20 protein-coding genes and 1 tRNA gene are annotated in these 24341 nt (G+C 57.0%); 10 read left to right on the top strand and 11 right to left on the bottom strand.

What is annotated here, in order from left to right; all coding sequences use genetic code 11:
- The first annotated feature begins 86 nt into the window (after positions 1-86).
- The 3 genes from ACWUI2_RS21590 to ACWUI2_RS21580 are packed head-to-tail and all read left to right on the top strand — an operon-like array spanning position 87 to position 2650.
- On the top strand, positions 87-1028 hold the full coding sequence (locus tag ACWUI2_RS21590; protein WP_486984918.1) for a metal ABC transporter substrate-binding protein: 942 nt from the start codon (positions 87-89) through the stop codon (positions 1026-1028).
- 22 nt (positions 1029-1050) lie between these two features.
- On the top strand, positions 1051-1758 hold the full coding sequence (locus tag ACWUI2_RS21585) for a metal ABC transporter ATP-binding protein (protein ID WP_486984917.1): 708 nt from the start codon (positions 1051-1053) through the stop codon (positions 1756-1758).
- 1 nt (position 1759) lies between these two features.
- Positions 1760-2650 carry a metal ABC transporter permease gene (locus tag ACWUI2_RS21580; protein WP_486984916.1) on the top strand — a complete coding sequence of 297 codons (891 nt, stop codon included), beginning with the start codon at positions 1760-1762 and terminating at the stop codon, positions 2648-2650.
- Between the two features lie 46 nt (positions 2651-2696).
- Here ACWUI2_RS21580 and asnB read toward each other — a convergent pair whose 3' ends face one another.
- The 6 genes from asnB to ACWUI2_RS21550 all read right to left on the bottom strand — a co-directional run bounded on the left by asnB (position 2697) and on the right by ACWUI2_RS21550 (position 8264).
- Complete coding sequence (gene asnB, locus ACWUI2_RS21575) at positions 2697-4691, bottom strand: asparagine synthase (glutamine-hydrolyzing) (RefSeq protein ID WP_486984915.1); 1995 nt, start codon at positions 4689-4691, stop codon at positions 2697-2699.
- Positions 4692-4709: 18 nt separating this feature from the next.
- Positions 4710-5798 (bottom strand): aspartate/ornithine carbamoyltransferase family protein, encoded by a 1089-nt coding sequence (locus ACWUI2_RS21570; RefSeq protein ID WP_486984914.1) that lies wholly within the window; start codon positions 5796-5798, stop codon positions 4710-4712.
- 2 nt (positions 5799-5800) lie between these two features.
- Positions 5801-5926 carry a hypothetical protein gene (locus ACWUI2_RS21565; protein WP_486984913.1) on the bottom strand — a complete coding sequence of 42 codons (126 nt, stop codon included), beginning with the start codon at positions 5924-5926 and terminating at the stop codon, positions 5801-5803.
- Positions 5923-7374, bottom strand: a complete 1452-nt coding sequence (locus tag ACWUI2_RS21560; RefSeq protein ID WP_486984912.1) for a sodium:solute symporter family protein — start codon at positions 7372-7374, stop codon at positions 5923-5925. The genes ACWUI2_RS21565 and ACWUI2_RS21560 overlap by 4 nt, the downstream gene beginning before the upstream one ends.
- A gap of 21 nt (positions 7375-7395) precedes the next feature.
- Positions 7396-7908 (bottom strand): hypothetical protein, encoded by a 513-nt coding sequence (locus ACWUI2_RS21555; protein ID WP_486984911.1) that lies wholly within the window; start codon positions 7906-7908, stop codon positions 7396-7398.
- A 271-nt stretch (positions 7909-8179) separates the two neighbouring features.
- Positions 8180-8264, bottom strand: a tRNA-Leu gene (locus tag ACWUI2_RS21550).
- A 67-nt stretch (positions 8265-8331) separates the two neighbouring features.
- Between ACWUI2_RS21550 and ACWUI2_RS21545 the strand changes: the two genes are divergently transcribed.
- Complete coding sequence (locus ACWUI2_RS21545) at positions 8332-9363, top strand: alpha/beta hydrolase family protein (RefSeq protein WP_486984910.1); 1032 nt, start codon at positions 8332-8334, stop codon at positions 9361-9363.
- A 52-nt stretch (positions 9364-9415) separates the two neighbouring features.
- Here the strand turns inward: ACWUI2_RS21545 and ACWUI2_RS21540 are convergent, their stop codons facing one another.
- Positions 9416-10546 (bottom strand): ABC transporter ATP-binding protein, encoded by a 1131-nt coding sequence (locus ACWUI2_RS21540; RefSeq protein WP_486984909.1) that lies wholly within the window; start codon positions 10544-10546, stop codon positions 9416-9418.
- Between the two features lie 359 nt (positions 10547-10905).
- Between ACWUI2_RS21540 and ACWUI2_RS21535 the strand changes: the two genes are divergently transcribed.
- Both ACWUI2_RS21535 and ACWUI2_RS21530 read left to right on the top strand, forming a co-directional pair.
- Positions 10906-11691: a ribbon-helix-helix domain-containing protein gene (locus ACWUI2_RS21535; RefSeq protein WP_486984908.1), complete on the top strand. Its 786-nt coding sequence runs from the start codon at positions 10906-10908 to the stop codon at positions 11689-11691.
- A gap of 241 nt (positions 11692-11932) precedes the next feature.
- Entirely contained in the window at positions 11933-13132 is a 1200-nt protein-coding gene (locus ACWUI2_RS21530; protein WP_486984907.1) for a pyridoxal phosphate-dependent aminotransferase, read from the top strand.
- A 97-nt stretch (positions 13133-13229) separates the two neighbouring features.
- Here ACWUI2_RS21530 and ACWUI2_RS21525 read toward each other — a convergent pair whose 3' ends face one another.
- Positions 13230-13658, bottom strand: coding sequence for an FKBP-type peptidyl-prolyl cis-trans isomerase (locus ACWUI2_RS21525; protein ID WP_486984906.1), 429 nt, complete (start codon positions 13656-13658; stop codon positions 13230-13232).
- Between the two features lie 223 nt (positions 13659-13881).
- Here ACWUI2_RS21525 and ACWUI2_RS21520 point away from each other — a divergent pair, with 223 nt between their 5' ends.
- From ACWUI2_RS21520 to ACWUI2_RS21510, 3 genes are all read left to right on the top strand, one after another.
- A complete protein-coding gene (locus tag ACWUI2_RS21520; protein WP_486984905.1) occupies positions 13882-15528 on the top strand; it encodes a Na/Pi cotransporter family protein in 1647 nt (548 codons plus the stop codon).
- Positions 15529-15842: 314 nt separating this feature from the next.
- Positions 15843-17204 (top strand): ammonium transporter, encoded by a 1362-nt coding sequence (locus ACWUI2_RS21515; RefSeq protein WP_486984904.1) that lies wholly within the window; start codon positions 15843-15845, stop codon positions 17202-17204.
- A gap of 177 nt (positions 17205-17381) precedes the next feature.
- Positions 17382-17720 carry a P-II family nitrogen regulator gene (locus tag ACWUI2_RS21510; protein WP_486984903.1) on the top strand — a complete coding sequence of 113 codons (339 nt, stop codon included), beginning with the start codon at positions 17382-17384 and terminating at the stop codon, positions 17718-17720.
- A gap of 116 nt (positions 17721-17836) precedes the next feature.
- Here ACWUI2_RS21510 and malQ read toward each other — a convergent pair whose 3' ends face one another.
- On the bottom strand, positions 17837-19447 hold the full coding sequence (gene malQ, locus ACWUI2_RS21505) for a 4-alpha-glucanotransferase (RefSeq protein WP_486984902.1): 1611 nt from the start codon (positions 19445-19447) through the stop codon (positions 17837-17839).
- A gap of 149 nt (positions 19448-19596) precedes the next feature.
- On the opposite strand from malQ, the gene ACWUI2_RS21500 reads away from it, so the two are divergent.
- Positions 19597-21006 (top strand): hypothetical protein, encoded by a 1410-nt coding sequence (locus tag ACWUI2_RS21500; protein ID WP_486984901.1) that lies wholly within the window; start codon positions 19597-19599, stop codon positions 21004-21006.
- A gap of 26 nt (positions 21007-21032) precedes the next feature.
- On the opposite strand, the gene ACWUI2_RS21495 is transcribed toward ACWUI2_RS21500, so the two are convergent.
- Positions 21033-22031 carry a glucose-6-phosphate dehydrogenase assembly protein OpcA gene (locus tag ACWUI2_RS21495; protein WP_486984900.1) on the bottom strand — a complete coding sequence of 333 codons (999 nt, stop codon included), beginning with the start codon at positions 22029-22031 and terminating at the stop codon, positions 21033-21035.
- Positions 22028-24229 (bottom strand): 1,4-alpha-glucan branching protein GlgB, encoded by a 2202-nt coding sequence (glgB, locus tag ACWUI2_RS21490; protein WP_486984899.1) that lies wholly within the window; start codon positions 24227-24229, stop codon positions 22028-22030. Before glgB ends, ACWUI2_RS21495 begins: the two co-directional genes overlap by 4 nt.
- Between the last annotated feature and the right edge of the window lie 112 nt (positions 24230-24341).

The following is a 24341-nucleotide window of genomic DNA, read 5'->3' as shown; positions in this document are numbered from 1 at the left end:
CTGGCACCGCGCTTTTCGTCGAGCGGACTCTCATCGGATAGCCCGGCTCGCTTCGCGTTATAAAGCCAACTCGATATTGTTCCATTATGATTCTTTTTCTCTTTCTCTTTCGAGTCGTCCGAAACTTCGTCGGACTGTTTTTGCTCACCGCCTGCCTGGTGCCGATTACTCTTTCGGCCCGATTGAATGTCGTGGCGGCGACCCCGGATCTCGCGTCGATCGCCGAAATGGTCGGAGGCGATCGGGTCACCGCGACCAGTCTCGCCCGCGGAACTGAGGACCCCCATTTCGTCACTCCCCGTCCGAGCTTCATCCCCATTCTCAATCGGGCGGACCTGTTATTGGAAAGCGGGGCTGAGTTGGAAGTCGGTTGGCTTCCGCCATTGGTGCAGACCGCGCGAAACCGAAATATCATGCCTGGGCGCAGGGGGTATTTCGCGGCCTCCCGCTACGTGGAATTGATCGGCGTGCCGACCGGTCCGATTGACCGTGGCATGGGGGATGTCCACGCCTCCGGTAATCCCCATTTCATGCTCGATCCCCTGAACGGCCGGTCGGTGGCGGTTGGAATCGCCGACCGCTTGATCGAACTCGATCCGGAAGGGGAGGAGACTTATCGGGAAAATCTGGAAAAGTTTTTATCGCGTCTCGATCGGCGAATGGAAGTTTGGACCCAAAAGTTGGCTCCTTTCAAGGGGACACAAGTGGTGACGTATCATAAAAATTATGATTATCTCGCCCGACGTTTCGGGTTCGAGATTTTCGGAGAAATCGAGCCGCTCCCGGGGATCGAACCGAGCCCCCGGCAAGTGGTGCGCCTCATTTCTTCGATGCGGGAAGCGGAAATCGAAATGATCTGGATGGAACCGTTTCGCCCGCGGCGGACCCCCAATCGGGTCGCCGAGGAGACGGGAGCCCGCCTGGTGCTGCTGCCGGAGCAACCCGGAGCGGTCGAAGGAGTTGACGATTACATTTCTCTAATCGATCACAACGTGGAACGAATCGTCGAAGCCATGCGGCGCGATTGACCGATCACCGTATTGAATCCTAATGCAATCACCGATTGTCTCGACCGATAACCTCGCCTGCGGATACGCCGGCGCCGCAATCGTTCGGGGAGTGAACCTGACTGTGGGGGCGGGCGATTTTTACGCCTTGATCGGAGCAAACGGAAGCGGCAAATCGACTTTGTTGAAGACCCTTGTCGGCATCTTGAAACCGGTGGCCGGCGCGATGAGTTTTGCGGTTAAAGGGGGGAAAGTGCCCTCGATCGGTTACATTCCCCAGACCGAAAAGCTCGATTCCATTTTCCCGATCACGGTCGAGGAAGTCGTGATGATGGGAACCTATTCTTATCTCGGTCCGGGACGGCGGGTGAAGGACGAAGACCGACGGGGAGGGCTCGAGGCCTTGCGGCGAATGGAAATCGAACACCTTCGGACTCGCCGCTTTTCCGATCTGTCAGGTGGTCAGAAACAGCGTGTATTGCTGGCCCGGGCCCTGGCGACCGAACCGTTATTGCTCGTATTGGACGAACCGACTTCCGGGGTCGATCGGGCCGCGGAGCGAAGTTTCATGGAATTGATTACGGAGGTAAACGCGAGGGGGGTGGCGGTATTGATGGCGAGCCACAATCTAGCGCTCGTTCGGGAGAAAGTGGAACGCGTGATCTGGTTTCACGATGGTCGAGTCGAGGCGGGCCCCACCGAATCAATCTTCGATCGCCTCAAGTCGGAAGGGAACGGACTTTTTCTCTGATATGTTCGATTGGACGGAATTTTTTGACCTGCTTCCTTTGCTCCGGAACGCGCTGATCGTCGGACTATTGGTCGGGAGTTTGGCCCCGTTGATCGGAGGATATTTCGTCCTTCGGCGAATCGTGTTGCTGGGAATCACCATCCCGCAGGTTTCATCGACGGGGATCGCGTTTATTTTGATGGTGCAAGGAATCGGTTGGTTTGGGATGAGTCCGTCGCACGCCCACACCGCGCAAGGATTACCTATGATCGGAGCGTTGATCTTCACGCTCGTCGCGATCATTTCCCTCGGAATGCTCGCCCATCGAAGACCCGGCTTGGCCGACATCAGCATCGGAGTCACCTTCGCCTTGGCGAGCGCACTGAGCATTCTCCTGCTATCTCAGAGCCCGGTGGCTGAATCGGCGATGCTCAATCTTTTAAAAGGCGAAATCATCGCGACCAGCGACCGGGAAATCCTGGGAACGGCCGTCCTGTATGTGATTGCCCTGGGGGCGTTGGTCTATTTCCACAAGGAATTTCTTCTTCTTGCTTACGATCGAGAATTCGCGATTAGCATGCGGAAACCAGTCGCCCGCTACGATCTCCTTTTTTATGTGGTCGCGGGTCTGGTGGTTTCCTTGTGTGTGCTCACGGTCGGACCTGTCACCACTTTTGGTTATCTGGTGCTTCCGCCGATGATCGCGTTATTATTCACCCGCAGTATGGTCCGTTTCTTTTGGACCTCCTCTTTGGTGGGGGCGGTCACTTCGGTGATCAGCCTCCTAATCGGATTTTTCTTCGATTTTCCGATCGGTCCTACGACGGTCGCGGTCCTGGGGGCGATTTATTTGATGGCTTGGATCCTCGTCCGGGGCCTTGGCCTTATATTCAAGGCCCAAGGTAAAGTCTAGCGGGGGAAAGCGTCCGAACTTCGCTCGGACGCTCCCGTCCCATGGATTACGCGATGACCGGGGTTGGCGACTCTTCCTCCCGGGGAAGATTGCCGGCGATGAACTGGTCGTGCAGGATTTGCAGGCCGAGGAGATGGTTCATCAAGGCGTCCTTGCGGGTGAGGGAGACCGGATCGGTGTCGTGTTCGTAGTCGTGGAGGAATTTCTGGATACGTTCCGGATCGAACACCCCCGCTTCTTCGATTTTTCCGGGAGCGAGATAGTTGTCGATCAACGCTTGGAGGGCGACCTGCTTCTTCTTTTCGGTATGTCCCGGCGGAGCCATGAAGGCGAATTTCTCGCGTTTGTAGAGCACTTCCGGAAGGACCCCGCGCATCGCTTCGCGCAGGACCCATTTCTCGATGTTTCCTTTGATCCGTAACGACGGAGGCACCTGCAGGGCCGCTTCCGCCAAATGGTGGTCGAGGAAAGCCGGACGGGATTCCATCGAGTTGGCCATGTCGACCCGATCGCCGCCCCAGTTGAGGATTTGGCCTTCGAGCATCGTTTTGCTCCAGGTGTATTGGGCTTTGTCGAGCGGATGGCGGCCTTCGACCATGCGGGGGTCGATCGCCTCGGCAATGGCTTGGATCGGATCGTATTCGGCGAGTTCCTCGCGGATGTCGGCGGCCAGGAGGGGACGGGCGATTTCGAGGGTCGCCATCCACGGTTGAATCCAGGAGGGGGTGAAACCGCAGAGGTCGTCGAAGGCCGGGTGGGCCGCTTGCTCCTCGGCGAGGATCGCGCCTTTGAAAAGCTTGTTGGATCGATCCATCGCCTCCCGGAAGCCGCGGACCACGTCTTCGGGTTCGTCCTTGATTCCGTGGAGGAACATGTCGCGTTTGAACGACGGATAACCGCCGAACAATTCGTCGGCTCCCTCGCCGGTGACGACGGTTTTGTAGCCGCTGGCGTAAACGTGACGGCTCATGCACCATTTGGCGACGCCGAGGGTGTTGTAGAAGGTCCGTTCGGCGTGCCACATCGTGCGGAGGTAGTTGTCGCCGTAAAGGTCGTCGGCCTTCAGGTGGATCATGTCCTGTTCGGCGTTGACGCTCTCGGCCATCTCGCGGGCGATGTGCGATTCGTCGTAATCGGCGTTGTCGAAGGCGATGGTGAAGGCCTTGACGGGAGATTGTTGGGCGCCGCTGGCGAGGCCGAGGATCGAGCAACTGTCGATCCCGCCGGAGAGGTAACAACCGACCGGAACGTCCGCTTCGAGGCGGAGCGCGACCGATTCCACCAGTTTTTCGCGGACGGTTTCGACATGGTGTTGCGCCGGAATCGAAAGATCGCGGTCTTTTTGGCGGGGAAACTCCATGTCCCAGTAGCGTTCCTCGGAAATCTCGAAACGGCCGCCCCGGCGGCGGATGCTGAGGAAATGTCCCGGTTTCAAGGCGCGGATCCCCGCGAAGGCGCTGGTGCCGGGAACCATGGTGTGCATCAGTTGATGCAGCGCGGCATGGCGGTCGAGTTTGGCCGGTATGTCGGGGTGGGCGAGCAGCGACTTCACTTCCGATCCGTAGTAGATCGCGCCGTCGGCGACGTGGTAAAAGAGCGGTTTGATGCCGAAGCGGTCGCGGACCAGGATCATCCGGTCTTCGGTCTGGTCGTAAAGGGAAAAGGCGAATTCGCCGCGCAGGTGGCGAAGGGCGTCCAGTCCCATTTTCTGATACAGGTGGAGCGCGATTTCGCTGTCGGATTTGCTGCTGAATCGGGCTCCCTCGGCCATCAGTCCGGAGCGGATCTTCTTGAAGTTGTAGAACTCTCCGTTCGCGCTCAACACCAGTTCCTTCCCGCGGCCGAAGAGCGGCTGGGCACCGCCCGGCAAGTCGATAATCGAGAGGCGGGCGTGGCCGATGGCCAGACCGCGACGCGGATCGACATGGACACCTTGACCATCGGGACCCCGATGGTAGAGGCGGTGGATCATGTTATCGAGATGGCTCGCGTCATTCTCCGCGAGTCCGGATGCTTTCCAAAAGCCGGCTATACCACACATAATGAATCAGATAAGATGTTATTTAAGCGGGAAGTTTTTCGGGAGAGTCCCGAGTCGGTCGAGGAGGCTGATGAGGATTGCCTGCCGCATGAAAACGGCCCCGTGCGCCTGGGAGAAGTAGAGATTGTGCTTGGTCCGGTCGAAGCAGGTATCCAGTTCGTCGCGACGGGCGAGCGGATGCATGATGACCGCCTCCGGTTTGAGTTTGGTGGAGCTGTCGAGTTTGTAACGGCTGTCGACCGTGGTGTAACTGTCGCCGAGGAGGGCGATCGAGTTCATGTAGATCACATCGAGGTCGGAGACGACGGCTTGAAGGTCGTTGGTGATTTCGACCTCGATCCCGGCTTGGCGGATATCCTCTTCCAGCTCCGGGCCGAGGGGGTCGGCCATTTCGGAAATGACGGTGACCCGGCGGAAGTTTTCCTGGAACATGAGGGACATCAGCAGGAAGCTCTTGACCGCCCGCATATTTCCCGGAGTGCCGAGGATGCCGAGGTGGAGCCGGGCCTTGTCCTTGACCTCGGCGGCCGCCAGCAGTGGATTCCATTTGAGCAAGGCGAACCAATCGGCGAGGGCCTGGGTCGGGTGTTCGCCCGAGCCGTTGCCGGCGTTGATCAGAGGAAGGCGGAGGCTGTGTCCGAGTTGTTCGATCGATTCGGTTTCCGTGTGGCGCATGACGACTAGGTCGCCGTAGGCGTTGAACATCTCGCCGATGTCGGCCAACGACTCGCCCTTTTTGACGCCGGTGACCTGTTCGTCGGGAATCGAAATCACTTTGCCGTCGAGGCGGAGGATCGCGCTCTCGAAGGAAGTGCGGGTGCGGGTGCTCGCCTCGAAGAAGGCGGTGATCACGATCTTGCCGTCGAGCGGATGGTAGGGGGCGATCTCGGTCGCCTCTAGTAAGGCCGCAAATTTACAGAGTTCGATCACCTCTTTTTTCGTTAAATCGCGAGCCCCGATGATCGAGCGGCCCTGCAATCCCTGAAGCGTTTCGAGATTGATCGGCTCTTCGGTGAAAAGTTGGCGCGGATCCGGGCGGAGCGTATTCGCGTCGCTCGGCGGTTCGATCGCCTTGGTGTTGGTGTTTGGTTTCAGGTTTTTCAGCATGGTTACCATACCCGTTTGTTGATGAAATCGGAGCAAAGGAGCAGGATCAGCAGGATCGCTCCCAGCGCGGTGAGAATGAGGGCGCCGACGATGAGCACCTGGAAAAATACGGGTGAGAAAAGCGTCATATCAAGTTGGCCTCCGGTTGCCGGTGCGGTTGTTCATTGAGGGTTTTCCAATCGAAGTCCTGGGGCGCGAGCCAGGTCGAAATCAGGACGATGACCATCGAAACGGCGGCCCCGATGAGCGAGGCCACATACCAGGCGATCATGAAGTAAGCGACCAAACCAATAGCCGATCCGGCGACGAGCGCAAGCAGGGCGCCCATTCTGTTGACCCGTTTCCAATACAAACCGGCGGCGATCGGCCAGATGGTGCTGGCGACCAGCGGTCCGGCGAAAAAGAGCACTTGAAGCAATCCGCTATCCTGCCAAAGGCTCAGGGTCCAGGCGATCAGACCGAGCACGATCACAGTCATCCCGGCCGCTTTCCGCAGGACGGCCTCGGTGGCGGTGGGATAGAGGACACGGCGGAAAATATCCTCGGTCAGGATATCGGAGGTGGCGGCGAGCAGACTGTCGATGCTGGAGGCGAGCGAGGCGAAGATGACGATGAAAATAACGATCGCCCCGGCGAACCCGAGGACCTGGGTGGCGACGGCCGGTCCGACCATGTCGGGGGTGGTGAGATTGACTCCGAGGGATCCGCTGGCGAGTCCGAGAAATCCGGCGGCGACCGGAATTGGCAGCCAGCAAAGGCCGGCCAGGGTGTAGGCTTTGATGCCGACTCCCTTGCGCATGGCGAACGCCCGGCTCCACCAGATGTTGTTATGGAAAACCTCGCCGAAGCCGAACAGGAGGTTGTTGAATATCACCATGATCGAAGCCGGCAGTAGGACGTTCAACAAGGCGGGCTGTTCGAACAAAACCGACTCGTAAATCTCCCCGAGCGGAAGGACGGTCATCACCGCGCCACCGACCAGGACCACTCCGAGCATGATGATGATGCTCTGGATGTAGTCGGTCCCGATTACCGCGTACATTCCGCCGAATAGCGTATAGAGGACGCAGATCAACAGGATCATCGACATCCCGTAATGGTAGGGGATGCCGGCGACGGTGTTGAGAACGATCCCTCCCGCCATCGCCATGCTGACCAGCCAGGCGAGGCTGTAGAAAATCATGATCACGAGGAAGACCGCCCACGCCGTAGTGCCGTAACGGAGACGGATGAAATCGCCGCTGGTGAACCCGTTTGGCATGAGATGGCGGATACGCCGGGCCATCGGGGCGAAGAGAAACAAACCGAACGAGGCGGTGCAATAGGCGAGCATCCCCCAGATCCCGAACTGGATCGCGAACAACGGCGCCAGCATGATGGTGTTCGAGGTGACCCATGTCGCCATCGCGGTGGCGGTGCCGAGCGCCAAGCCGACGTTCCGGCCGGCGACCATGTAGCCGCTAAGATCGCGGGCCTTACGTCCCCAGTAGAGACCGAGGCCGACCCAGGCGACGCCGAAGAGGACGATTAACAGCCAACCGGTGGCAGCTGGCAGAACAGCTGATTGGTAATCCATAAGAATCGGGGGAGAACGGAATTATTGACCGGATTCCTCCAGCCGGGCGCGGCGGTCGCCGGTGACGACGAGCAGGACGGTCGAGATCGAGACGACCGCTCCCACTCCGAACAATAGAAAGGCGGTGGTGAGGGAACCGTATTCGATGACGACCTCGACCGGTTCCGACCACTCGCTGAAATCGGTTTCCTCCCGAAAAGAACGAACCCGGAAGAAATAATCCCCTTCGGCCAGTCCGGCGACGAAGGAGGCGGTGTCGGGCCCGCGGTAAAAAACGGCGGAGTCATGGAAATCGGCTGTCGAAGCGCGCTCCAATTCGAAGAAGAGAGGGGAGTCCGCCGTCTCGTGGTCCGGGATCTCCCACGAAAGAGTGAGGTAGGGATCGGACTGTTCGATCACCGGATCTACGGTGAATTCGGGGGCGGGTGGTGCAGCTAAAACGCCGGTACCCGCGGCGGCGGCGATCACCAGCGACAGAAACGAAATAATAGACTTCGAAAAAATATTAGCGACCCGGTTAAAACAAAAAAACATCTGTCCGCAGGGGTGATGTGGTTTTCGACCAGTGGATAAAAGGTGAGTTGGTTGAGTGGGAAGAACTTCCGGATGGTAATGGAAGAAAGAATATTATGGTGGGGAAAGGACCGAAAAAGGCAAACTTAAAATATCAAGGGACCGCCAAGTGACTTCGTAGGAAACTGAATATAAACGACTTTTCGGATCGGTGTTTTCTTAATCCATGGAAGCCGGGCATCGAAGATGCAAAAAGGGACTCTCGATCGACCGAGAGTCCCTTGTTTCAAAGTGGTGCCCAGGAAAGGACTTGAACCTTCACGCCTTGCGGCACCAGATCCTAAGTCTGGCGTGTCTGCCAATTCCACCACCTGGGCGAATGCGCCTCACCAGCGCATTTGTTCGAAAAGAGTCCGGTCAGATCACGGCGGAGGCAAGCGGAAAATGGATTTTCCATTGCGCGTGATGAAGAGGATTCGCTTAACCGCCCGCGGCCTGAAAAACTTGGAAACAAGGGGGAGACGGTTTAGCTTGGAGAGAGTGTTCCCTTTTTTAACCAGACGTCTCGACGAGATCGCCATTCGGTCGGCGTGCCGGAGCGTCCGGGCCGGCGCGGAACGGACACTGCTTCAGATCCCGGAACGACATCTCGATTATTTTTCGGATTGTCCGAAGCCGGCCGTTCCGCGATTCAGCGGCCGATACGATTTTCATTATCCCTCGCCGGTCGAATCGCCTTTCGCGATAAACAATGTCGTGCCTGGACGATTCTTTCCTGGGCGGTTCCGCAAGAAAGGGAAAAAGCCCCCTGTCGTCATATTTCTGCATGGGTGGAACGGTGAACAAGGATATCGGTATCTATTTCCATGGATGGCGCGTCGCTTCGCTTGGCTCGGACTAAGTGTGGCGATGATCGAGCTTCCGTATCACGGGCAACGGAAACCGCACCACGGCAGCTTGCGGAATTTTTTGTCGGGGGATTTAGGCCACATGATGGAATCGACGCGGCAAACCATTCTCGATATCCGGGCGTTAACCGGATGGCTGGCGGAAGAGGGACATCCGTCGATCGGCTTTTGGGGAATGTCGTTGGGAGCTTGGTTGGGAGGTTTGACGGCTGCGGCCGAGGATAAAATAACCGCAGGGGTCTTGGTCGCCCCGGTTCCGCGGATCGACCTGGCGATCGAGAACCTGGCGTTCTGCCGTCATATCCGGGAGACGATCCAAGACATCGATTTATCTCCGGCTGAATTGAATCTGAAAGCGATTCGTCCCAGAATGGCGCGGGAAAACACCCTGATCGTCGAACCGATTTATGATCTCTTCGCGCCGCGCGAAACCGTCGAGGAACTCTGGGAGGCGTGGGGAAAGCCGGAGATTTGGCGCGTCAAACACGGCCATATCAGCGTTTTGTTCTCGGCTCCGGTCATGGAAAGAACGGGCCGGTGGCTTTTGCGTCGACTCCTAAGCGGGTGAGGGGAGGCAGGCCGAGGCGCCCGCCTCCGTGTCAGTCATCGGTCCGGGCCGCTTATTTGAGGACTCGTTCGGTGGCGGCGTCGAAGAGATGGGCGCGTTCCATTTTAAACGCGACCTTGATCCGGTCGTTGATTTCGAAACGGTCGGAACTCCGGACGCGGGCGATGAAGGAGTGGCCCCCGGTGTCGAGATAAAGGTAGGTTTCCGATCCCATCGGTTCGGAAACTTCCACGACGGTCTCCACGGCGTGGTCGGGATTGAAATCAGTCACCGTCAATACATCGGCGATATCTTCCGGACGAATGCCAAACACGACATCCTTGTCGACATAGGCGGCGCCCTTGCGGGAAAGACTGTCGTCGAGATGGATTGAAAATCCGCTGCCCTTCGGGTTGGTCTCGTCGAAAATCAAGTGGTTCCCCCCGCGACGGAGCCGGCCTTTGAAGAAATTCATCGGAGGACTGCCGATGAATCCGGCCACGAACATGTTCTCCGGATGATTGTAGAGATTCAGCGGTTCCGCGACCTGATGGATGTCACCGTCCTTCATCACGGTGATCCGATCCCCCATGGTCATCGCCTCGACCTGATCGTGGGTCACGTAGATCATGGTGGAAGCGAGGCGGGCATGGAGTTTGGAAATTTCGGTCCGCATCGAGACCCGCATTTTGGCGTCGAGGTTGGAGAGCGGTTCGTCGAAGAGGAAGACCTTGGGTCGGCGGACGATGGCCCGGCCGACGGCGACGCGTTGGCGTTGGCCGCCGGAAAGGGCTTTCGGTTTGCGTTGGAGCATCGGGCCGATACCGAGGATTTCGGCGGCGTCCTGCACCCGCTGTTGGATTTCGGCCTTGGGATATTTCCGGAGCTTAAGTCCAAACGCCATGTTGTCGAAAACCGACATGTGGGGGTAGAGGGCGTAGTTTTGAAAAACCATCGCGATGTCGCGGTCTTTCGGGAGGACGTTGTTGATCACCTTGCCGTCGATGGAGATCGTGCCGCCAGTAATCTCTTCGAGACCGGCGATCATCCGCAGGGTGGTGGATTTTCCGCAACCTGAAGGTCCGACCAGGACCATGAATTCACGATCTTCGATGGTTAAATCGATCTCATTGACCGCTTTAAAACCCGGACCTTTGCTTTCCGGGTAGATTTTCACGAGTTTATCGATGACGACTTTTGCCATAAGAGGGAGGTGTTAGCGGAAGTGGATTTGCCATGCCTACGGGCCATGGTCACTGGAAAAGCTTTGGAACCGGATGCACGGGGTCAATTCTTTTCTGCGTGCGGGAACGTGTCCTTCATTTTCCCGTTGGGTTGCCTTCCGGGGGTGAGATAGGGACCGCGCAAGTCGAATCGAACGCATGGAACGGATTGCGGACGTGAGGGGAAGCGGGGAGTATCGCAGGGTCAAACCATCGGCTACCTACGTCCCGGTAGACACAAGTGCCTGAGGGGGCGAAGAAAAACTGTATCCAAGAGCCAAAAAATGAATACAATTCCTCAGAAACTGTTTGCTTTTTCCCATTTTGTATTTAGATTTTCGTGCAAGAGAGTTATCGATCGACTGAATCGATAGCGATTGTAACCAAAAAACAAGGACAGAAAATGGCGGCAAATAAAGCAGCAAGCGCACCTCTCACCTTCGACCTGAAGAAGGATCTTTTGGCAAAGATCGATAGTTACCAAAAGAAGGCGGGGGTTCGCTCGAAGAGCGAGGTGATCCGGGACGCCCTTGAGGCATACGATTTTTCGAATTTCCGGAAGGAGACCGAAACCCACCGGCAAATTTCAGTGCGGCTTCCTGTGAATCAGAAGCGGGAGTTGTCCAAGCTCGCGCGCCAGAAGAAGGTGAGCTTGGGTGAACTTTTGCGAGCCGCGCTGGAGTCTCTCCCTGACACTCCGGTTCGAGTGTCGGGTAACAACGAACCAAAGGAAACAACCGTGCCTCAAGCATCGTCCAAAGGTAGGAAACCGGCCGCCAAGGCTGGAGCCAAAAAGGCGTCGGCCAAAAAGGCCCCGGCCAAGAAATCGGCCGCCAAGAAAGCGTCCGCGAAAGCGGCGTCCACTGCTTCCTCAGCTCCGGCCAAGAAAGCGGCGGCTAAGAAAGCCCCCGCCAAGAAAGCCGCAGCTAAAAAGGCTCCGGCCAAAAAGGCTGCGGCTAAAAAGGCCCCCGCCAAGAAAGCCGCAGCTAAAAAAGCTCCGGCCAAGAAGGTTGCGGCCAAGAAGGCTCCGGCCAAGCGGGCCGCCGCGGTGCGGAAAGTGGTGGCGAAGTTGAAGACCGTCGCAGCCAAGACTGTGAAGCAGGCTAAGCGCGCTACGAAGAAATAATCGTCTCCAGCGCATCGAGGGATCGCACCTTCTGTACCGGCAACGTGGGCACGGTCGAACACCGTCCTCGCGTTGACCGGTATTTTGTTTCCGAAACGCCCGGTTTCTCGATTGGAAACGAGGATTTCACCCGGGTAGGCGGGCGGGAAACAACGTTTATTTTCTTGCCACCTGTAACAGGATTGATGGGAATCGTGTTTGAACCGGAGAACCGAAAACGGCTCCGGAATTTTTATTTTCCATGAGCAATCATTCATCTCGAAAAATGTTGTCCGTCTGGGCGGAAAACATCGCTCCTTCTCCGACTCTCGCCGTCGACGCGAAAGCGAAGGCCCTCAAAGCCGCCGGCGAGGATGTTTGCGGCTTCGGGGCCGGCGAACCCGACTTCGATACCCCGGAGTTTATCAAGGAGGCCGCGATCAAAGCCCTCCGGAACGGCAAGACGAAATACGCGCCGGCCGCGGGCATTCCCGAATTGCGCGCGGCCCTGGCCGAGAAATTCGTCCGGGAGAATAACTTTGACCGGGCCGATCCCGGACAGGTGATCGTCAGTCCCGGGGGCAAATTTTCCTGTTACCTCGCCATTCTCGCGGTGTGCGGCCCGGGGGACGAAGTGATTGTTCCCGCTCCGTTTTGGGTGAGTTATCCGGAAATGGTGAAACTCGCCGGAGCGACCCCAAAGATCCTCTTCGCCGGCGATGACGCCGGCTTCAAGGTCACCGCCCAACAGTTGCGGGAAGCGATCACTCCGCGGACCAAATTGTTTATCCTCAACAGTCCCTCCAATCCGACCGGCGCCGTTTACTCCCGGGCCGAAATCGAGGAATTGGTGGCGGTCGCCTTGGAGAAGAACGTTTTGATTCTTTCCGACGAGATCTACGAACACCTTCTTTATGATGGTATGCGTCATTTCAGTCCGGCTTCGCTCGGTCCGGAAGCGGCGGCGATCACCATCACCACCGGAGGTTTCAGCAAGAGTTTCTCTATGACCGGCTGGCGGCTTGGCACCATGATCGCCCCTCCGGAAATCGCCCGGGCGGTGGCGGATTTGCAGAGTCAAACCACTTCGAACGCGACCACTTTCGCGCAATACGGGGCCTTGGAGGCGATCGTCAACAAGAAGGAGGCCGACGCGGCAATCGGGGGGATGTTGAAGGTCTTTGATCGGCGGCGGGTGACGCTGCACGAAGGTCTGAGCGCGATCCCCGGGATCAATTGCGTGCGGGCCCAGGGAGCGTTTTACCTGTTCCCGAACATTCAGTCGTTCGGCATGAGTTCCACGGAGTTCTCGTCGCGGTTGCTGGAGAAGGAAAAAGTGGCGATCGTGCCAGGTATCGCTTTTGGCGCCGACCACTACGCCCGGTTGAGTTATGCGACTTCGGACGATGTCATCGAAAAGGGGCTGAGCAGGTTGGCCCGGTTCTGCGGGACCCTCGGTTAATCGGCCGGATTGACGGGATTTGAGATAAGAAAAAGCCGCGGAGCGAATGCGCCGCGGCTTTTTCCTTTTGGACTAAAAGCTCGTCTTCCTACGGGGCCTACTTCACTTCGACCAATTCCAAATCGAACACCAAATCCTTTCCGGCAAGGGGATGGTTGGCGTCGAGTTTGATCTTCGAGTCCTGCAACTCGGTGATGGTCACGGGCAACTGCTGACCGTCAGGGGTGGTCATTTGCAGTTGGAGTCCGACTTCTGGCTCGATGTCATTGGGAAGGCGGTTCCGGTCAATTTCCATGATCATGTCGTCGCGTCGCGGCCCATACGCGTTCTCGGCGGAGATCCGCTCCCGTTTCTGGTCACCGGGGCTCATCCCGACGACCGCGTTTTCAAAACCGGGGATCACTTTATTTTCCCCCAACGTGAATTCCAACGGCTCGCGCCCCTGGGAACTGTCGAATACCGTCCCGTCGTCGAGGGAACCGGTATAGTGAACCTTCACGGTGTTTCCTTTTTGTGCTTCGCTCATATTGATGCCTCCTTGCTTGGGGTGGGAAACGGTCGGTTGTAGAACTCTCGACCGAGTGAAAAACCATACGGGCTAAGCCAAGATGTGACAACCCCCGAATCGAAAAATCGTCCGAGCGGAATCCGAATGGACGAAAAAAACGCGGAAGATGCGCGGCTCGAACCGATCGTTTCCCCTTTCCATCGAAATCGGCCTGGCGTAAGGTCAAGAATTCGAGTCACCCATGACTTTTGAGCAATCCATTTTCTTGATATTTTCCGTTCTAGGCGGTGTCGCACTGTTTCTTCTCGGCATGGGAATCATGACCGAAGGATTGCGGTTGGCGGCGGGGGAACGGATACGCGGAATTCTCTTTCGGGCCACCCGGAACCGTGGAGCAGGAGTTGGATTCGGCACGGTGCTCGGCTTCCTGGTGCATAGCAGCGCCGCCTCCGTGATGGTCGTCGGTTTTGTGAATTCGGGCTTGATGACCCTGCGGAATTCCGTGCCGCTCTTGATGGGAGCGAGTATCGGCACAACTCTTTCCATGCAGTTGATCTCGTTTCGATTGACGGATTATGCCTTCTTCGCGATTGCCCTGGGTTTTCTGGGACAAATCGCCGGCCCGCGGGAAACCGTGAAGCAACTCGGCCGAGCCTTGCTCGGATTCGGTCTGTTGTTTCTCGGATTGGACTTCCTCAGCAATACCATTGAACCGTATCGGAATGAGCTCGCGCCATGGCTGGAGCGGATCGATGGAGCGACTTGGCTCGGCTTGTTTCTCGGAATTGCGGTGGCGTTGGCGGTAACCGCGATCATTCAAAGCAGCGGGGCGACCATCGGCATGTTGTTCGCATTGATCGCGGCTGGTGTATTCACAGATTTGCGACAAGTTTTCCCGATCATTCTCGGCGCCCATATCGGAACCGCCGCCACGGGATTGTTGGCGAGCGTGGGGGCAAATCTGGACGCGAGGAGGGCGGCCCTGGCCAACTTGTTGTTTCAACTTTTTAACGTAGGGCTCGCTCTTTTGATCGCTCCGATTCTTCTTTGGCTGGCGGCGGCAACCGGCGGCGACCTCGTGCGACAAGCCGCGAATCTGCACACCTATGTGATGGTGGCGGCGGTGGTGGTTTTGCTGCCGTTTCTCCATCCTTTTTTAAAGGGGCTTCTGTGGATGACCCCCTCCCGGACGCCGACCGCACAACCGAGTCACCTGGACCCGGAATTGCTTAGGCGGCCGGACGAGGCCTTAGCGGCGGCTCTGAGGGAAATTGGCCGGTCGGTTGGAGTTTGCCAAGAGAACTTTCGCTTGAGCCGGGGCTTTCTAGAAGAACGAAATCGCAAGCTGGAAAACGTCGTTCGCTTGAACGAAGCGATCGTCAATGAAATCAGGGTCGGGGTGAAGGCCTATCTCGCCGGGTTGAGTAAAAGACGGTTGCAGCCGCGGCACGCGTTAATGGCCCAGTATTTAAACCGCTGCATGTCGGACATCGAGCGAGTCGGCGATCACATTGCGAAGCTGGTCGATATTCGCAAGCGGCAGCGGAAATCGCCTGAAGACGATTTCGATTGTACGACGATGGAAGAGCTCGGCCGTTTGTTTGACCAGGCGGAGACGGTTCTGCAGGCGTTGGCCGAATCCCTTTCTCCCGACCATGAAGATTTCGAAGCCCCCGGCCGTCATTTGCTGGAAGTCCGTGACCGCTACGACGAATTGAGTCAGCAAGTGCAAGCGGAAGCCAATACCCGGGTGGCGGAACAGCGGCTTCATCCCCTGACGGGACTCTTCTTCAGCGAATATGTTTCGGCGCTCGACCGGATCGTGAAGCATTGCAAGATGGTCGCCCGCGAACAGCAGCAACCGTTTTTCCGAACCGGGCGATCCTGAAGCTCCAGGAAAGGCGAGGGGAGGGACCGGGGAACGTCGGTCGATGAGCAAAAATACCCATCCTGCCCCCCCGCCGGAAGCCCGGGTGACTTTTCCGCATCCCGCGTGTTCGGTCCGACCCATCGATCTGGCTATTTATGAACAGGTTTTTCATTGAGCCTCATCTTAAGGAGCTCGAAATCAACGAAATCGACCCCAAATCATCTTAATCAACGGGAATCTTATGAAAGTTGGCATGCCGTCTGCTTTAACACGGCGTCTCTCTTCCGCAAGGGGAGAATTGAAATTAATCTCATCCTCAGCCAACTACCAACATGCTAAAGACCAATTGGATTAAACGAATGATACCGGGCTGCGCCTTGCTTGCGCTGGTCAGCTCACTTGGGATCGCCGAAGCATCGGCCGAAACCTACTCATCCATCGAGGAATTCCAGGAGCAGGTGATTCTGTATCCGAAATTCATCGTCGACAACCTCTGGATCCTCCTCGCGGCCGGACTGGTGTTCCTGATGCACCTCGGATTCGCTTCGCTGGAGGCCGGATTGACCCGTCAGAAGAACACCGTGAACGTTCTTTTCAAGAACGTCTTCGTCATCAGCATCGGCATCCTGACCTACGCGATCTGCGGATTTCAGATCATGTATCCGGGGGAATGGCTGATTCCTAATTTCTTCGGAGGCGGCTTGGGCATCGGATTCGATCCGACCGATGAGGTTGGAATGCTCACGCCGGCCTACGGTGAAGAAATGACGATTTGGTCGGACTTTATCTTCCAGGCGATGTTCGCGGCGACTGCGGCGACCATTGTGTCGGGGGCGGTGGCTGAGCGTATCAAGCTTTCCTCCTTCATGATTTTTACCGTCTTGTTGGTCGCGATCTCCTATCCGATCACCGGCAGCTGGCAGTGGGGCGGAGGTTGGCTCGACCAACTCGGGTTCTATGACTTCGCCGGTTCCACTTTGGTTCACGGAGTGGGTGGAGCCGCCGCGCTGGTTTGCGTGATCATGTTGGGTGCCCGGCGGGGTAAATATCCCGCGAGCGGAGGAATGCGGCCGATCCTGGGTCACAGCATGCCGCTCGCGACTATTGGAGTTTTTCTCCTCTGGCTCGGATGGTTTGGTTTTAATGGCGGTTCGGTGTTGAGTGCGGATCCGTCGGAAGTCTCCCGGGTGTTTGTCACCACCGCTTTGGCCGCCGCCGCCGGGGTATTGGCCTCCATGCTCTTCTCCTGGGGCTTGCTCAAGAAGCCCGATCTCTCGATGTCCCTGAACGGCGCGCTGGCCGGTCTGGTCGGGATCACCGCCGGGGCCGACGTGATCAGTCCGCTCTGGTCGGTCGTGGTCGGCGCGGTGTCCGGAGTGATCGTGGTCCTGGCGATCATCGGGTTCGATCGGATCAAGATCGACGATCCGGTCGGTGCCATCTCGGTGCACGGAGTCTGTGGCATCTGGGGAACGCTGGCGGTGGGTATTTTCTCCGCCGATCATGCGATCTGGCCGCAGTTTGTCGGAGTGGTTTCGATCTTCGGCTTCACGATCGTATTCACCCTTCTGGTGTTCGGCCTCATCAAAGCAACCCTCGGGGTGCGGGTCAGTGCCGAAGAGGAAGAAGAAGGGCTCGACTTGGGCGAACACGGACAGGAGGCCTACCCGGATTTCGGGAAAGTGTCGAACTGATCGAAAACGCGCCGGACTTGGAAAATTTGTTTGTGTGTCTCGTTGTTGCGAAGCTCATCCCGTTCCCGGCCGGGAGCGGGATGGGCTGAACGAGAACCGGAATTTTCTCAATTGATTCTGGCGCCCGAAACGAAAAACGGGTAAGACAAATCACAATACACAGGACAGGAGAAAAATATGAAATTGATCAAAGCCATCATCAAGCCATTCAAACTGGAAGAAGTTAAGGAATCGCTTTCCGAAATCGGGATCGACGGGATGACCGTCACGGAGGTAAAGGGTTTCGGGCGCCAAAAGGGCCATACCGAAATTTACCGGGGCAGCGAATACACCGTCGACTTCCTTCCGAAAGTTGAAGTGGAAATCGTGGTGCCGGATGACGTGGTGAACAAAACCGTGTCGGCTATCTTGAAAGCGGCCAAGACCGGTAAGATCGGGGACGGGAAAATCTTCGTCATTCCGATCGAAGAAGCGATCCGGATCCGGACGGACGAGCGCGGCGAAGGCGCCGTCTGATCGAGGACTGACAACAAACAGATTGATGCAACCACAGGCGATTTCGGTCGCCTGTGGTTTTTTATTTTTCCCGCCTTCACCCAAATCGGGAATGCCCTCCGAGTGACTCGGTAGATTTAGGGGGACGGGGTTTCCGATTCCGACGGGAGGGGGGATTGAGTTTGAATCGAACGGCCGTAAAGTGCGGCCAAATCGCGCAAATATCCGCCGCTGTCGTTCTTTAACTTAGTTAACTGATCGGCGGAATAGCGCCATTGCCAATTTCCTTGCTCGGTGCCGGGCGTATTGAAGCGGCCAACTGAATCGAGCGAAAGCATATCCTGGAGTGGAATAATCGCCAACCGGCTCACGGAGCCGTAGGCGGCGCGGATAAAGTCCCACGGCACTTCGCGTCCGCAGATCCGAAAATACCGGCGGACATGATCCCGGGTTTTCTCATCGCAATTGGCGTACCACCCGAGGGTGGTGTCGTTGTCATGCGTCCCCGGGTATATCACGCTGTTCGGTTTGAGGTTATGCGGGAGATAAAGATTGTCGGATTCGCCGCCGAAAGCGAATTGGAGAACCGCCATTCCAGGCAGTCCGGTCGCAGCGAGCAGTTCGAAAACCTCGGGACTCAGGGAGCCGAGGTCCTCGGCGATGATTCGGGCGTCGGGAAACTCCCGGCGAACCGCCTGGAAAAACTTGAGACCGGGAGCCTTCACCCATTTTCCGGACTTGGCGGTCGGGGAGCCGTACGGAATCGACCAATACGCTTCAAAACCGCGGAAATGGTCGATTCGAATCACATCGTAGAGCTCGAAGTTCGCCCGGAGGCGACTTTTCCACCACGCGAAATCGTCGCTCTCGAGCTGTTTCCAATCAAACAGGGGATTGCCCCAATATTGTCCGTCGGCAGAAAAATAGTCGGGAGGCACGCCGGCGACCGCGGTAGGCTTCAGGCTGGCCGGATCGAGTTGGAAGACGGCGGGATCGGTCCAAACATCAGCACTGTCGGGCGAAACGAAAATCGGAATATCCCCAATGACCTCGACATTCCGTTCGCGTCCGTATTCGCGAAGGGCCTTCCATTGTCCGAAAAAAAGGTATTGGTAAAACCGTTGGGCTTCGGCTTCTTCCGCCAAGGTGGGGTCTTTGACCAGTTTGGATTTGCGGAACCGTTCGAGAGTGCGGAATTCCCCAGGCCATTCATACCACGGGGCACCTCCGAATTTCCGTTTCAACGCCTGGTAATGGGCGAAACCATCGAGCCACTCCGCATGTTTTTTCTTAAAGTTTTCGAAATCGCCATAAGGGGACCGTGCAGCCGGGTTTTCTTTGTAGCGGACGAACGAACGACCGAGAATCGACCATTTATTTTGATAAAGACCGCCATAATCGACGCGGTCGCGGGGAAGTGCCCGCAACGGGAGAAGCTCGTCGGCGGAAAGTAAACCGGCTGCGACGAGGGACTCCAAGTCGACCAGGTAAGGGTTGCCGGCATAAGCCGAAAGCGACTGGTAGGGGGAATCGCCGTAACCGGTCGGCCCCAAGGGACAGACCTGCCAGTAACGGATGTCAGCCTCCGCTAAAAAATCAAGGAACCGCCGGGCTTCGGCGCCGAGGCAACCGACGCCGAATTCGCCGGGGAAACTGGTGGGATGAAGCAAGACTCCGGCGGCCCGATGATCGAGCCAATCGAACTGCCGGGAAGGGGACGGTGACGAAGATGTTTTGGAACGGGCCATAATTGCGTAAAACTTTAATGCATGAATCGCGAGGGCGTAAAGAGTCCCGGAGACAAATTTAGATTAGACATAATGCATATTGTGCGAAAAACCGAGTGGATTGGATTGGCGGTGGCCGAATTCGAATCCCTGGGTTAAGTTTGGCATCTATGAAAACGAAACAGTGGCTCAGCAACGCCCGTTTTACGACTTGGTGGCTCGAGTTCGCGGACCTCGGCTGGCCCGACTCCGGTCTGACGGAAAAATGGGAAGCCCGCGCCCGGTATTTCCGGGAGAAAGGCGTGACCGGCGTCGTCTTGTCCGGATTTCATTTTCGGTGGGATTATTACCCGGTGTTCGAACGGGTGTTTGGTCTGTTGCACGAAATCACCGAAATCTGCCACCGGCATGAATTGAAGGTCGTTGAGCATCATTCGTCCACCCGGGTTCACCGCGTGGCGGACGATTGCGACCGGCGCCGGGTCCGTCAGAGTTACGGTCGGCATGTCGCGTTTTATCCGGACAATTGGGAAGACGCGGTTTATCGGGGGGAACGAATGGCGGACTGGTTGCAAATTTCCGCCCGGACCGGGAAACCGGCCGTTTCCGCCGCCGAGTGTTCCCTCGCCTTTTGTCCCAATCATCCTGCCTTCGCCCATGCTTACCTTGACTACCTTCAGCGTCATTTGGCCGCCGCATCGGTCGATGCCGTAATTAGCGACGACGCCCATTTTCTTCCCGACGTCTATTCCTGCGCCTGCTCACATTGTCGCGACCGATTCCAGCGAGATGCCGGTTTGAAGCTTCCGCCGCCGAGCGAACTGGAGTTTTGGAAAAATCGGCAAAACCCCGATTTCCTCGCCTGGCTTCGGCTCCGTTGCGATTGGCAGGCCGAACATTACAAGCGGATCCGAGAGTTGCTCCCGCCGGAGGTTTTTCTGCTCGCCAGTGCCAACAGTTGCGTCAGACCCGATCTTGCCGACATCGGAGCCTCACCTCAGTTGGCCGCGGCGCATCTTGACGCCATTTTGTATGAGATTCCCCCGGGAAATCAGCTCGGAGCCGACGATGGAGAAATTTTTTCCGAACTCGCCGGGTTCACTTCATTGGCGCGAAGCAAGAAGAAACCGCTCCTGACCCATTGTCATGTTCACCGGAAGGATGATGTCGGCCGGTGGCTGCACGTCTTGTCACACCGACATACCCGCCCCTGGATTTCCCGGCAAATGCGACCGGACGCTGCCTCCGAGGAAGAACTTTTGGAAAACGGTTACCATCTCGAACGGGTAAAAAAGAGGGACTCGTCCGGTTCGGTCCAAGCTTTGGCATTCTCCGAGCAGTTCCGCAATTCCCTGCCGCCGGTGGAAGCCGAGGCTTATGTCGAATCATATCGACAACTTACCAGCGCCCTCGTTGCCAGAGATAGCGAACCGTATCCGATTTTTGATGACATGTGGACTTCGCTCTCGCCCGAACAGTGGGAATGCCTATGGATCCTCGATCCCCGGAGTCTGACTGAGGAGCAAGCCAGGATCGTCGAAGACTGGCAGGACCAAGGATTGGCTGTCGGTGTTGCGTGAGTTGTCTGGCCAGCCCAAACGAATTCTCAGAAGAAAAACGCTTCGGCCAAGGCCGCTTCCGGCGAAATGAACTTCAGTCGGGTCGGCATGTGTACTTTGCCCCGCCCCAAATCCGCATCAATTTCCGCGATTCTTGTCGCGCGGTTCGCCACCCAACGGAAAAAGCGGTCATCGTCGTAGTCGAAATAAATCTCCAGCACGAATTCGTCCTTCTTGTCACTGGCGCAGGTCCCGAATTCGACCTCGATCTCCGTGGTTCCCGCCTGGTCCACGCATCCCGTCAAACATTCGCGGATCCAGTCGAGCAAACAAACGGCTTCGGCCCGCGCTTCCGGCGAGTGGCAGACCCGTACTCGGCTCAATCCAGTCGTCAATTCCCGCGGCGAAAAACCGCTCAAAAACTGCCCGATCGCTTGCCTGACCGGTAACAAGCGGGCGTAGGTGAGATCCCGCACCATCGCGGGTTGCGGCCATGCCACCGTCCGCACTTCCTCCGGTTCGCAGCTTGTATCGAATACAATCCTTCGCGAGATCCGGAGGAAAAACTCGTAATCAGTCAGTCGGTCCGGCGACTCGAAACTGTGCTGCCAGTAATAAGTCGGCAAGTCGGTTTCCAGCAGGATCGAAACTTGATTCTCCAAATATCCGCGTCCTTCCAGAGGATACGCCAGAATGATTGCTTCGACGCAAGAACGGTCCCGCCCGCTTTTGCCGATGTAGCATTCGCTGAAGATTTTCGACATCAACATCGTTTCATCCCGAGAGCGATCTTCCGGACACAAGACGATAATGCGCGACGGATAACGCTGGCTGAATCGTAGCGCCGTTTCAAATACTTCGCGACCTTGTTCCGCTCCCGTCCCCAGCCCGAAATGGAGAATCAGGTTCATTTGGGTTGCCCGGAATTCCGATGGCGCCTCCACCTGATCCGTTACCGGAGCCTCCCAGATGTCGGACAATTTCGAGCCGATTTCGGCGACAGCCACTTCCACTCCGGGCAAATTCGCGAACACACTGGAACTCATCCTCTTGTCCATTTGAAAACCAAAACCGTCAATGGGGGGATCGTCAGATTCAGCGACTGGGGGAACCCGTCCCATGGAACCGGAGCCGCTTCGGCGCCACCGAGGTTCCCCTCGCCCGTCCCACCGTAATGATTCGAATTCGTATTCAAAATCTCCTTCCATTGTCCCGGGCACGGCACGCCGATACGGTAGTTGAAGCGCGTCACTGGGGTGAAATGGCAGACGACCGCCAAGACGTCCCCCCCCGCCGGATCCATTCGCAGATAGCTGATGATTCCACTCTCCGCGTCGGACGCGTTGATCCAGCGGAAACCTTCCGGATTCAGATCAGTCCGCGACAGTGCCGGCTCGCTCCGGTAAAGACGGTTTAAATCCCGGGTGAGAAGACGAACGCCTTCGTGGTCGGTGAACTGCAGCAAATGCCAATCCAGGCTTGAGTCGTAGTGCCACTCCGACGATTGCCCGAACTCACCGCCCATAAAAAGCAGTTTTTTCCCGGGATAGGTCCACATGTATCCGAATAATGAACGTAGATGATGGGCCTTTTCCGAAATCGATCCGCCTCCCATTTTCAGCAACAGGGAATTCTTTCCGTGCACCACTTCGTCATGCGAGAAGACGCTGACGAAGTTCTCGGAATATTGATACAACATTCCGAAGGTCAGATCATTGTGATGCCAACGTCGATACAGGGGATCTTTTTGGAAGTAGCGGAGCGTGTCGTTCATCCAGCCCATGTTCCATTTGAAATCAAACCCAAGTCCCCCTTCGGAAACCGGTTTGCTCACCCCGCCCCAGGAGGTCGACTCTTCGGCGAACATCAACGCTCCCGGATATCGTTCGTGCACCAGATTGTTGGCCGCCCGCAAGAAATCCATCGCTTCCAGATTCTCGCGTCCCCCGTAGCGGTTTGGAATCCACTCCCCTTCTTTTCGCGAATAGTCGAGGTACAACATCGAAGCCACCGCATCGACCCGCAAGCCGTCGATATGAAAGCGGTCGAACCAGAACAGCGCGTTTGCCAACAAAAAGGAACGGACCTCATGTCGTCCGTAGTTAAAAATCAATGTCCCCCAATCCTCGTGCGCGCCCAACCGGGGGTCCTCATGCTCGTACAGGTGGGTTCCGTCGAACTCGGCCAACGCGAATCCGTCCCGCGGAAAATGCCCCGGCACCCAGTCGACGATCACTCCGATCCCTTTCCCATGCAGGTAATCGACGAAAAACATAAAGTCTTCCGGGTCGCCAAACCGATGGGTTGGTGCGAAAAAGCCAGTCACCTGATATCCCCACGAGGGCGCGAACGGATGCTCCGCCACCGGCAAGACCTCGACATGGGTGAATCCCATCTCCAGCACGTATTCAGCCAATTGCGGGGCAAGCTCCCGGTAAGTCAAAGGCCGGTTCCCGTCCTCCGGTACCCGTTTCCAGGAACCGAGATGGACTTCGTAAATCGAGATGGGCCGGTCGAGTCCCCGATTTACCCGACGGAGGTTCAGCCATTCGTCATCCTTCCACGGATACTGGCCCGGTTCGAAAACGATCGACGCGTTGTTTGGGGGGCCTTCGAAATAAGTCCCGTAGGGATCCGTCTTCAACAGCAGGTCTCCATCCCGGCCCAACAACTCGAACTTGTACATCGCGCCAGGCTCCAGCCCTGGAATAAACAATCCCCAAACGCCGGTCGACCCGATCGGCCGCATCTGATGGTAGCGTCCGTCCCAATGGTTGAAATCGCCGACGACCGAAACCCGCCGGGCGTTCGGCGCCCAAACAGCGAAATGGACTCCCGGAGTTCCGCGAACGGTCCGAACATGGGCACCCAGTTTTTCATAGATCCGGCCGTCGTCTCCGCCGTTGAAAGCCGCGAGGTCCTTTTCCGCGAGAAGAGGCTCGAACGAATACGGGTCGAAAAACTGACGGATCTCCCGCTTATGGTCCTCTACCCGCAGTCGGTAGGCAAACGGTTCTTTCCGGTCCGAAATAAAACCTTCGAAAAAACCGGCCGGATCCAGCCGGTTCATCGAGTGTCGCCGCTCCTCCTTGCCGTCGAGCTCCACCGCGGCGCAAGTTTTCGCCCCGGAAACAAACGCCCGGACGACCAACCCGCCGTCGCACTTGTGCATTCCCAGCAAAAACGCGGCTCCGGCTGATCGGGCGTTGATGATGGCATTCAATTCATCCTGACTGATTATCACGATATGAAAAAAGGATTGTTTTCGGTCGCGTCCAATGAATCCGGTCCCCCCGGATTACCCGAATCGTCACGACAAATCCGGCGGTCCCCGTAATAAATAGTTTGATTCTCCG

The sequence above is a fragment of the Verruconatronum alginivorum genome, assembly GCF_056590205.1.
This window is presented reverse-complemented; position numbering and strand designations above follow the sequence as displayed.

What these genes read in the sequence shown, in the direction of transcription:
- ACWUI2_RS21590 (WP_486984918.1), top strand. Translation starts at nt 87, where the DNA reads ATGATTCTTTTTCTCTTTCTCTTTCGAGTCGTCCGAAACTTCGTCGGA.
- ACWUI2_RS21585 (WP_486984917.1), top strand. Translation starts at nt 1,051, where the DNA reads ATGCAATCACCGATTGTCTCGACCGATAACCTCGCCTGCGGATACGCC.
- ACWUI2_RS21580 (WP_486984916.1), top strand. Translation starts at nt 1,760, where the DNA reads ATGTTCGATTGGACGGAATTTTTTGACCTGCTTCCTTTGCTCCGGAAC.
- asnB (WP_486984915.1), bottom strand. Translation starts at nt 4,691, where the DNA reads ATGTGTGGTATAGCCGGCTTTTGGAAAGCATCCGGACTCGCGGAGAAT.
- ACWUI2_RS21570 (WP_486984914.1), bottom strand. Translation starts at nt 5,798, where the DNA reads ATGCTGAAAAACCTGAAACCAAACACCAACACCAAGGCGATCGAACCG.
- ACWUI2_RS21565 (WP_486984913.1), bottom strand. Translation starts at nt 5,926, where the DNA reads ATGACGCTTTTCTCACCCGTATTTTTCCAGGTGCTCATCGTCGGCGCC.
- ACWUI2_RS21560 (WP_486984912.1), bottom strand. Translation starts at nt 7,374, where the DNA reads ATGGATTACCAATCAGCTGTTCTGCCAGCTGCCACCGGTTGGCTGTTA.
- ACWUI2_RS21555 (WP_486984911.1), bottom strand. Translation starts at nt 7,908, where the DNA reads ATGTTTTTTTGTTTTAACCGGGTCGCTAATATTTTTTCGAAGTCTATT.
- ACWUI2_RS21545 (WP_486984910.1), top strand. Translation starts at nt 8,332, where the DNA reads ATGGATTTTCCATTGCGCGTGATGAAGAGGATTCGCTTAACCGCCCGC.
- ACWUI2_RS21540 (WP_486984909.1), bottom strand. Translation starts at nt 10,546, where the DNA reads ATGGCAAAAGTCGTCATCGATAAACTCGTGAAAATCTACCCGGAAAGC.
- ACWUI2_RS21530 (WP_486984907.1), top strand. Translation starts at nt 11,933, where the DNA reads ATGAGCAATCATTCATCTCGAAAAATGTTGTCCGTCTGGGCGGAAAAC.
- ACWUI2_RS21525 (WP_486984906.1), bottom strand. Translation starts at nt 13,658, where the DNA reads ATGAGCGAAGCACAAAAAGGAAACACCGTGAAGGTTCACTATACCGGT.
- ACWUI2_RS21520 (WP_486984905.1), top strand. Translation starts at nt 13,882, where the DNA reads ATGACTTTTGAGCAATCCATTTTCTTGATATTTTCCGTTCTAGGCGGT.
- ACWUI2_RS21515 (WP_486984904.1), top strand. Translation starts at nt 15,843, where the DNA reads ATGCTAAAGACCAATTGGATTAAACGAATGATACCGGGCTGCGCCTTG.
- ACWUI2_RS21510 (WP_486984903.1), top strand. Translation starts at nt 17,382, where the DNA reads ATGAAATTGATCAAAGCCATCATCAAGCCATTCAAACTGGAAGAAGTT.
- malQ (WP_486984902.1), bottom strand. Translation starts at nt 19,447, where the DNA reads ATGGCCCGTTCCAAAACATCTTCGTCACCGTCCCCTTCCCGGCAGTTC.
- ACWUI2_RS21500 (WP_486984901.1), top strand. Translation starts at nt 19,597, where the DNA reads ATGAAAACGAAACAGTGGCTCAGCAACGCCCGTTTTACGACTTGGTGG.
- ACWUI2_RS21495 (WP_486984900.1), bottom strand. Translation starts at nt 22,031, where the DNA reads ATGAGTTCCAGTGTGTTCGCGAATTTGCCCGGAGTGGAAGTGGCTGTC.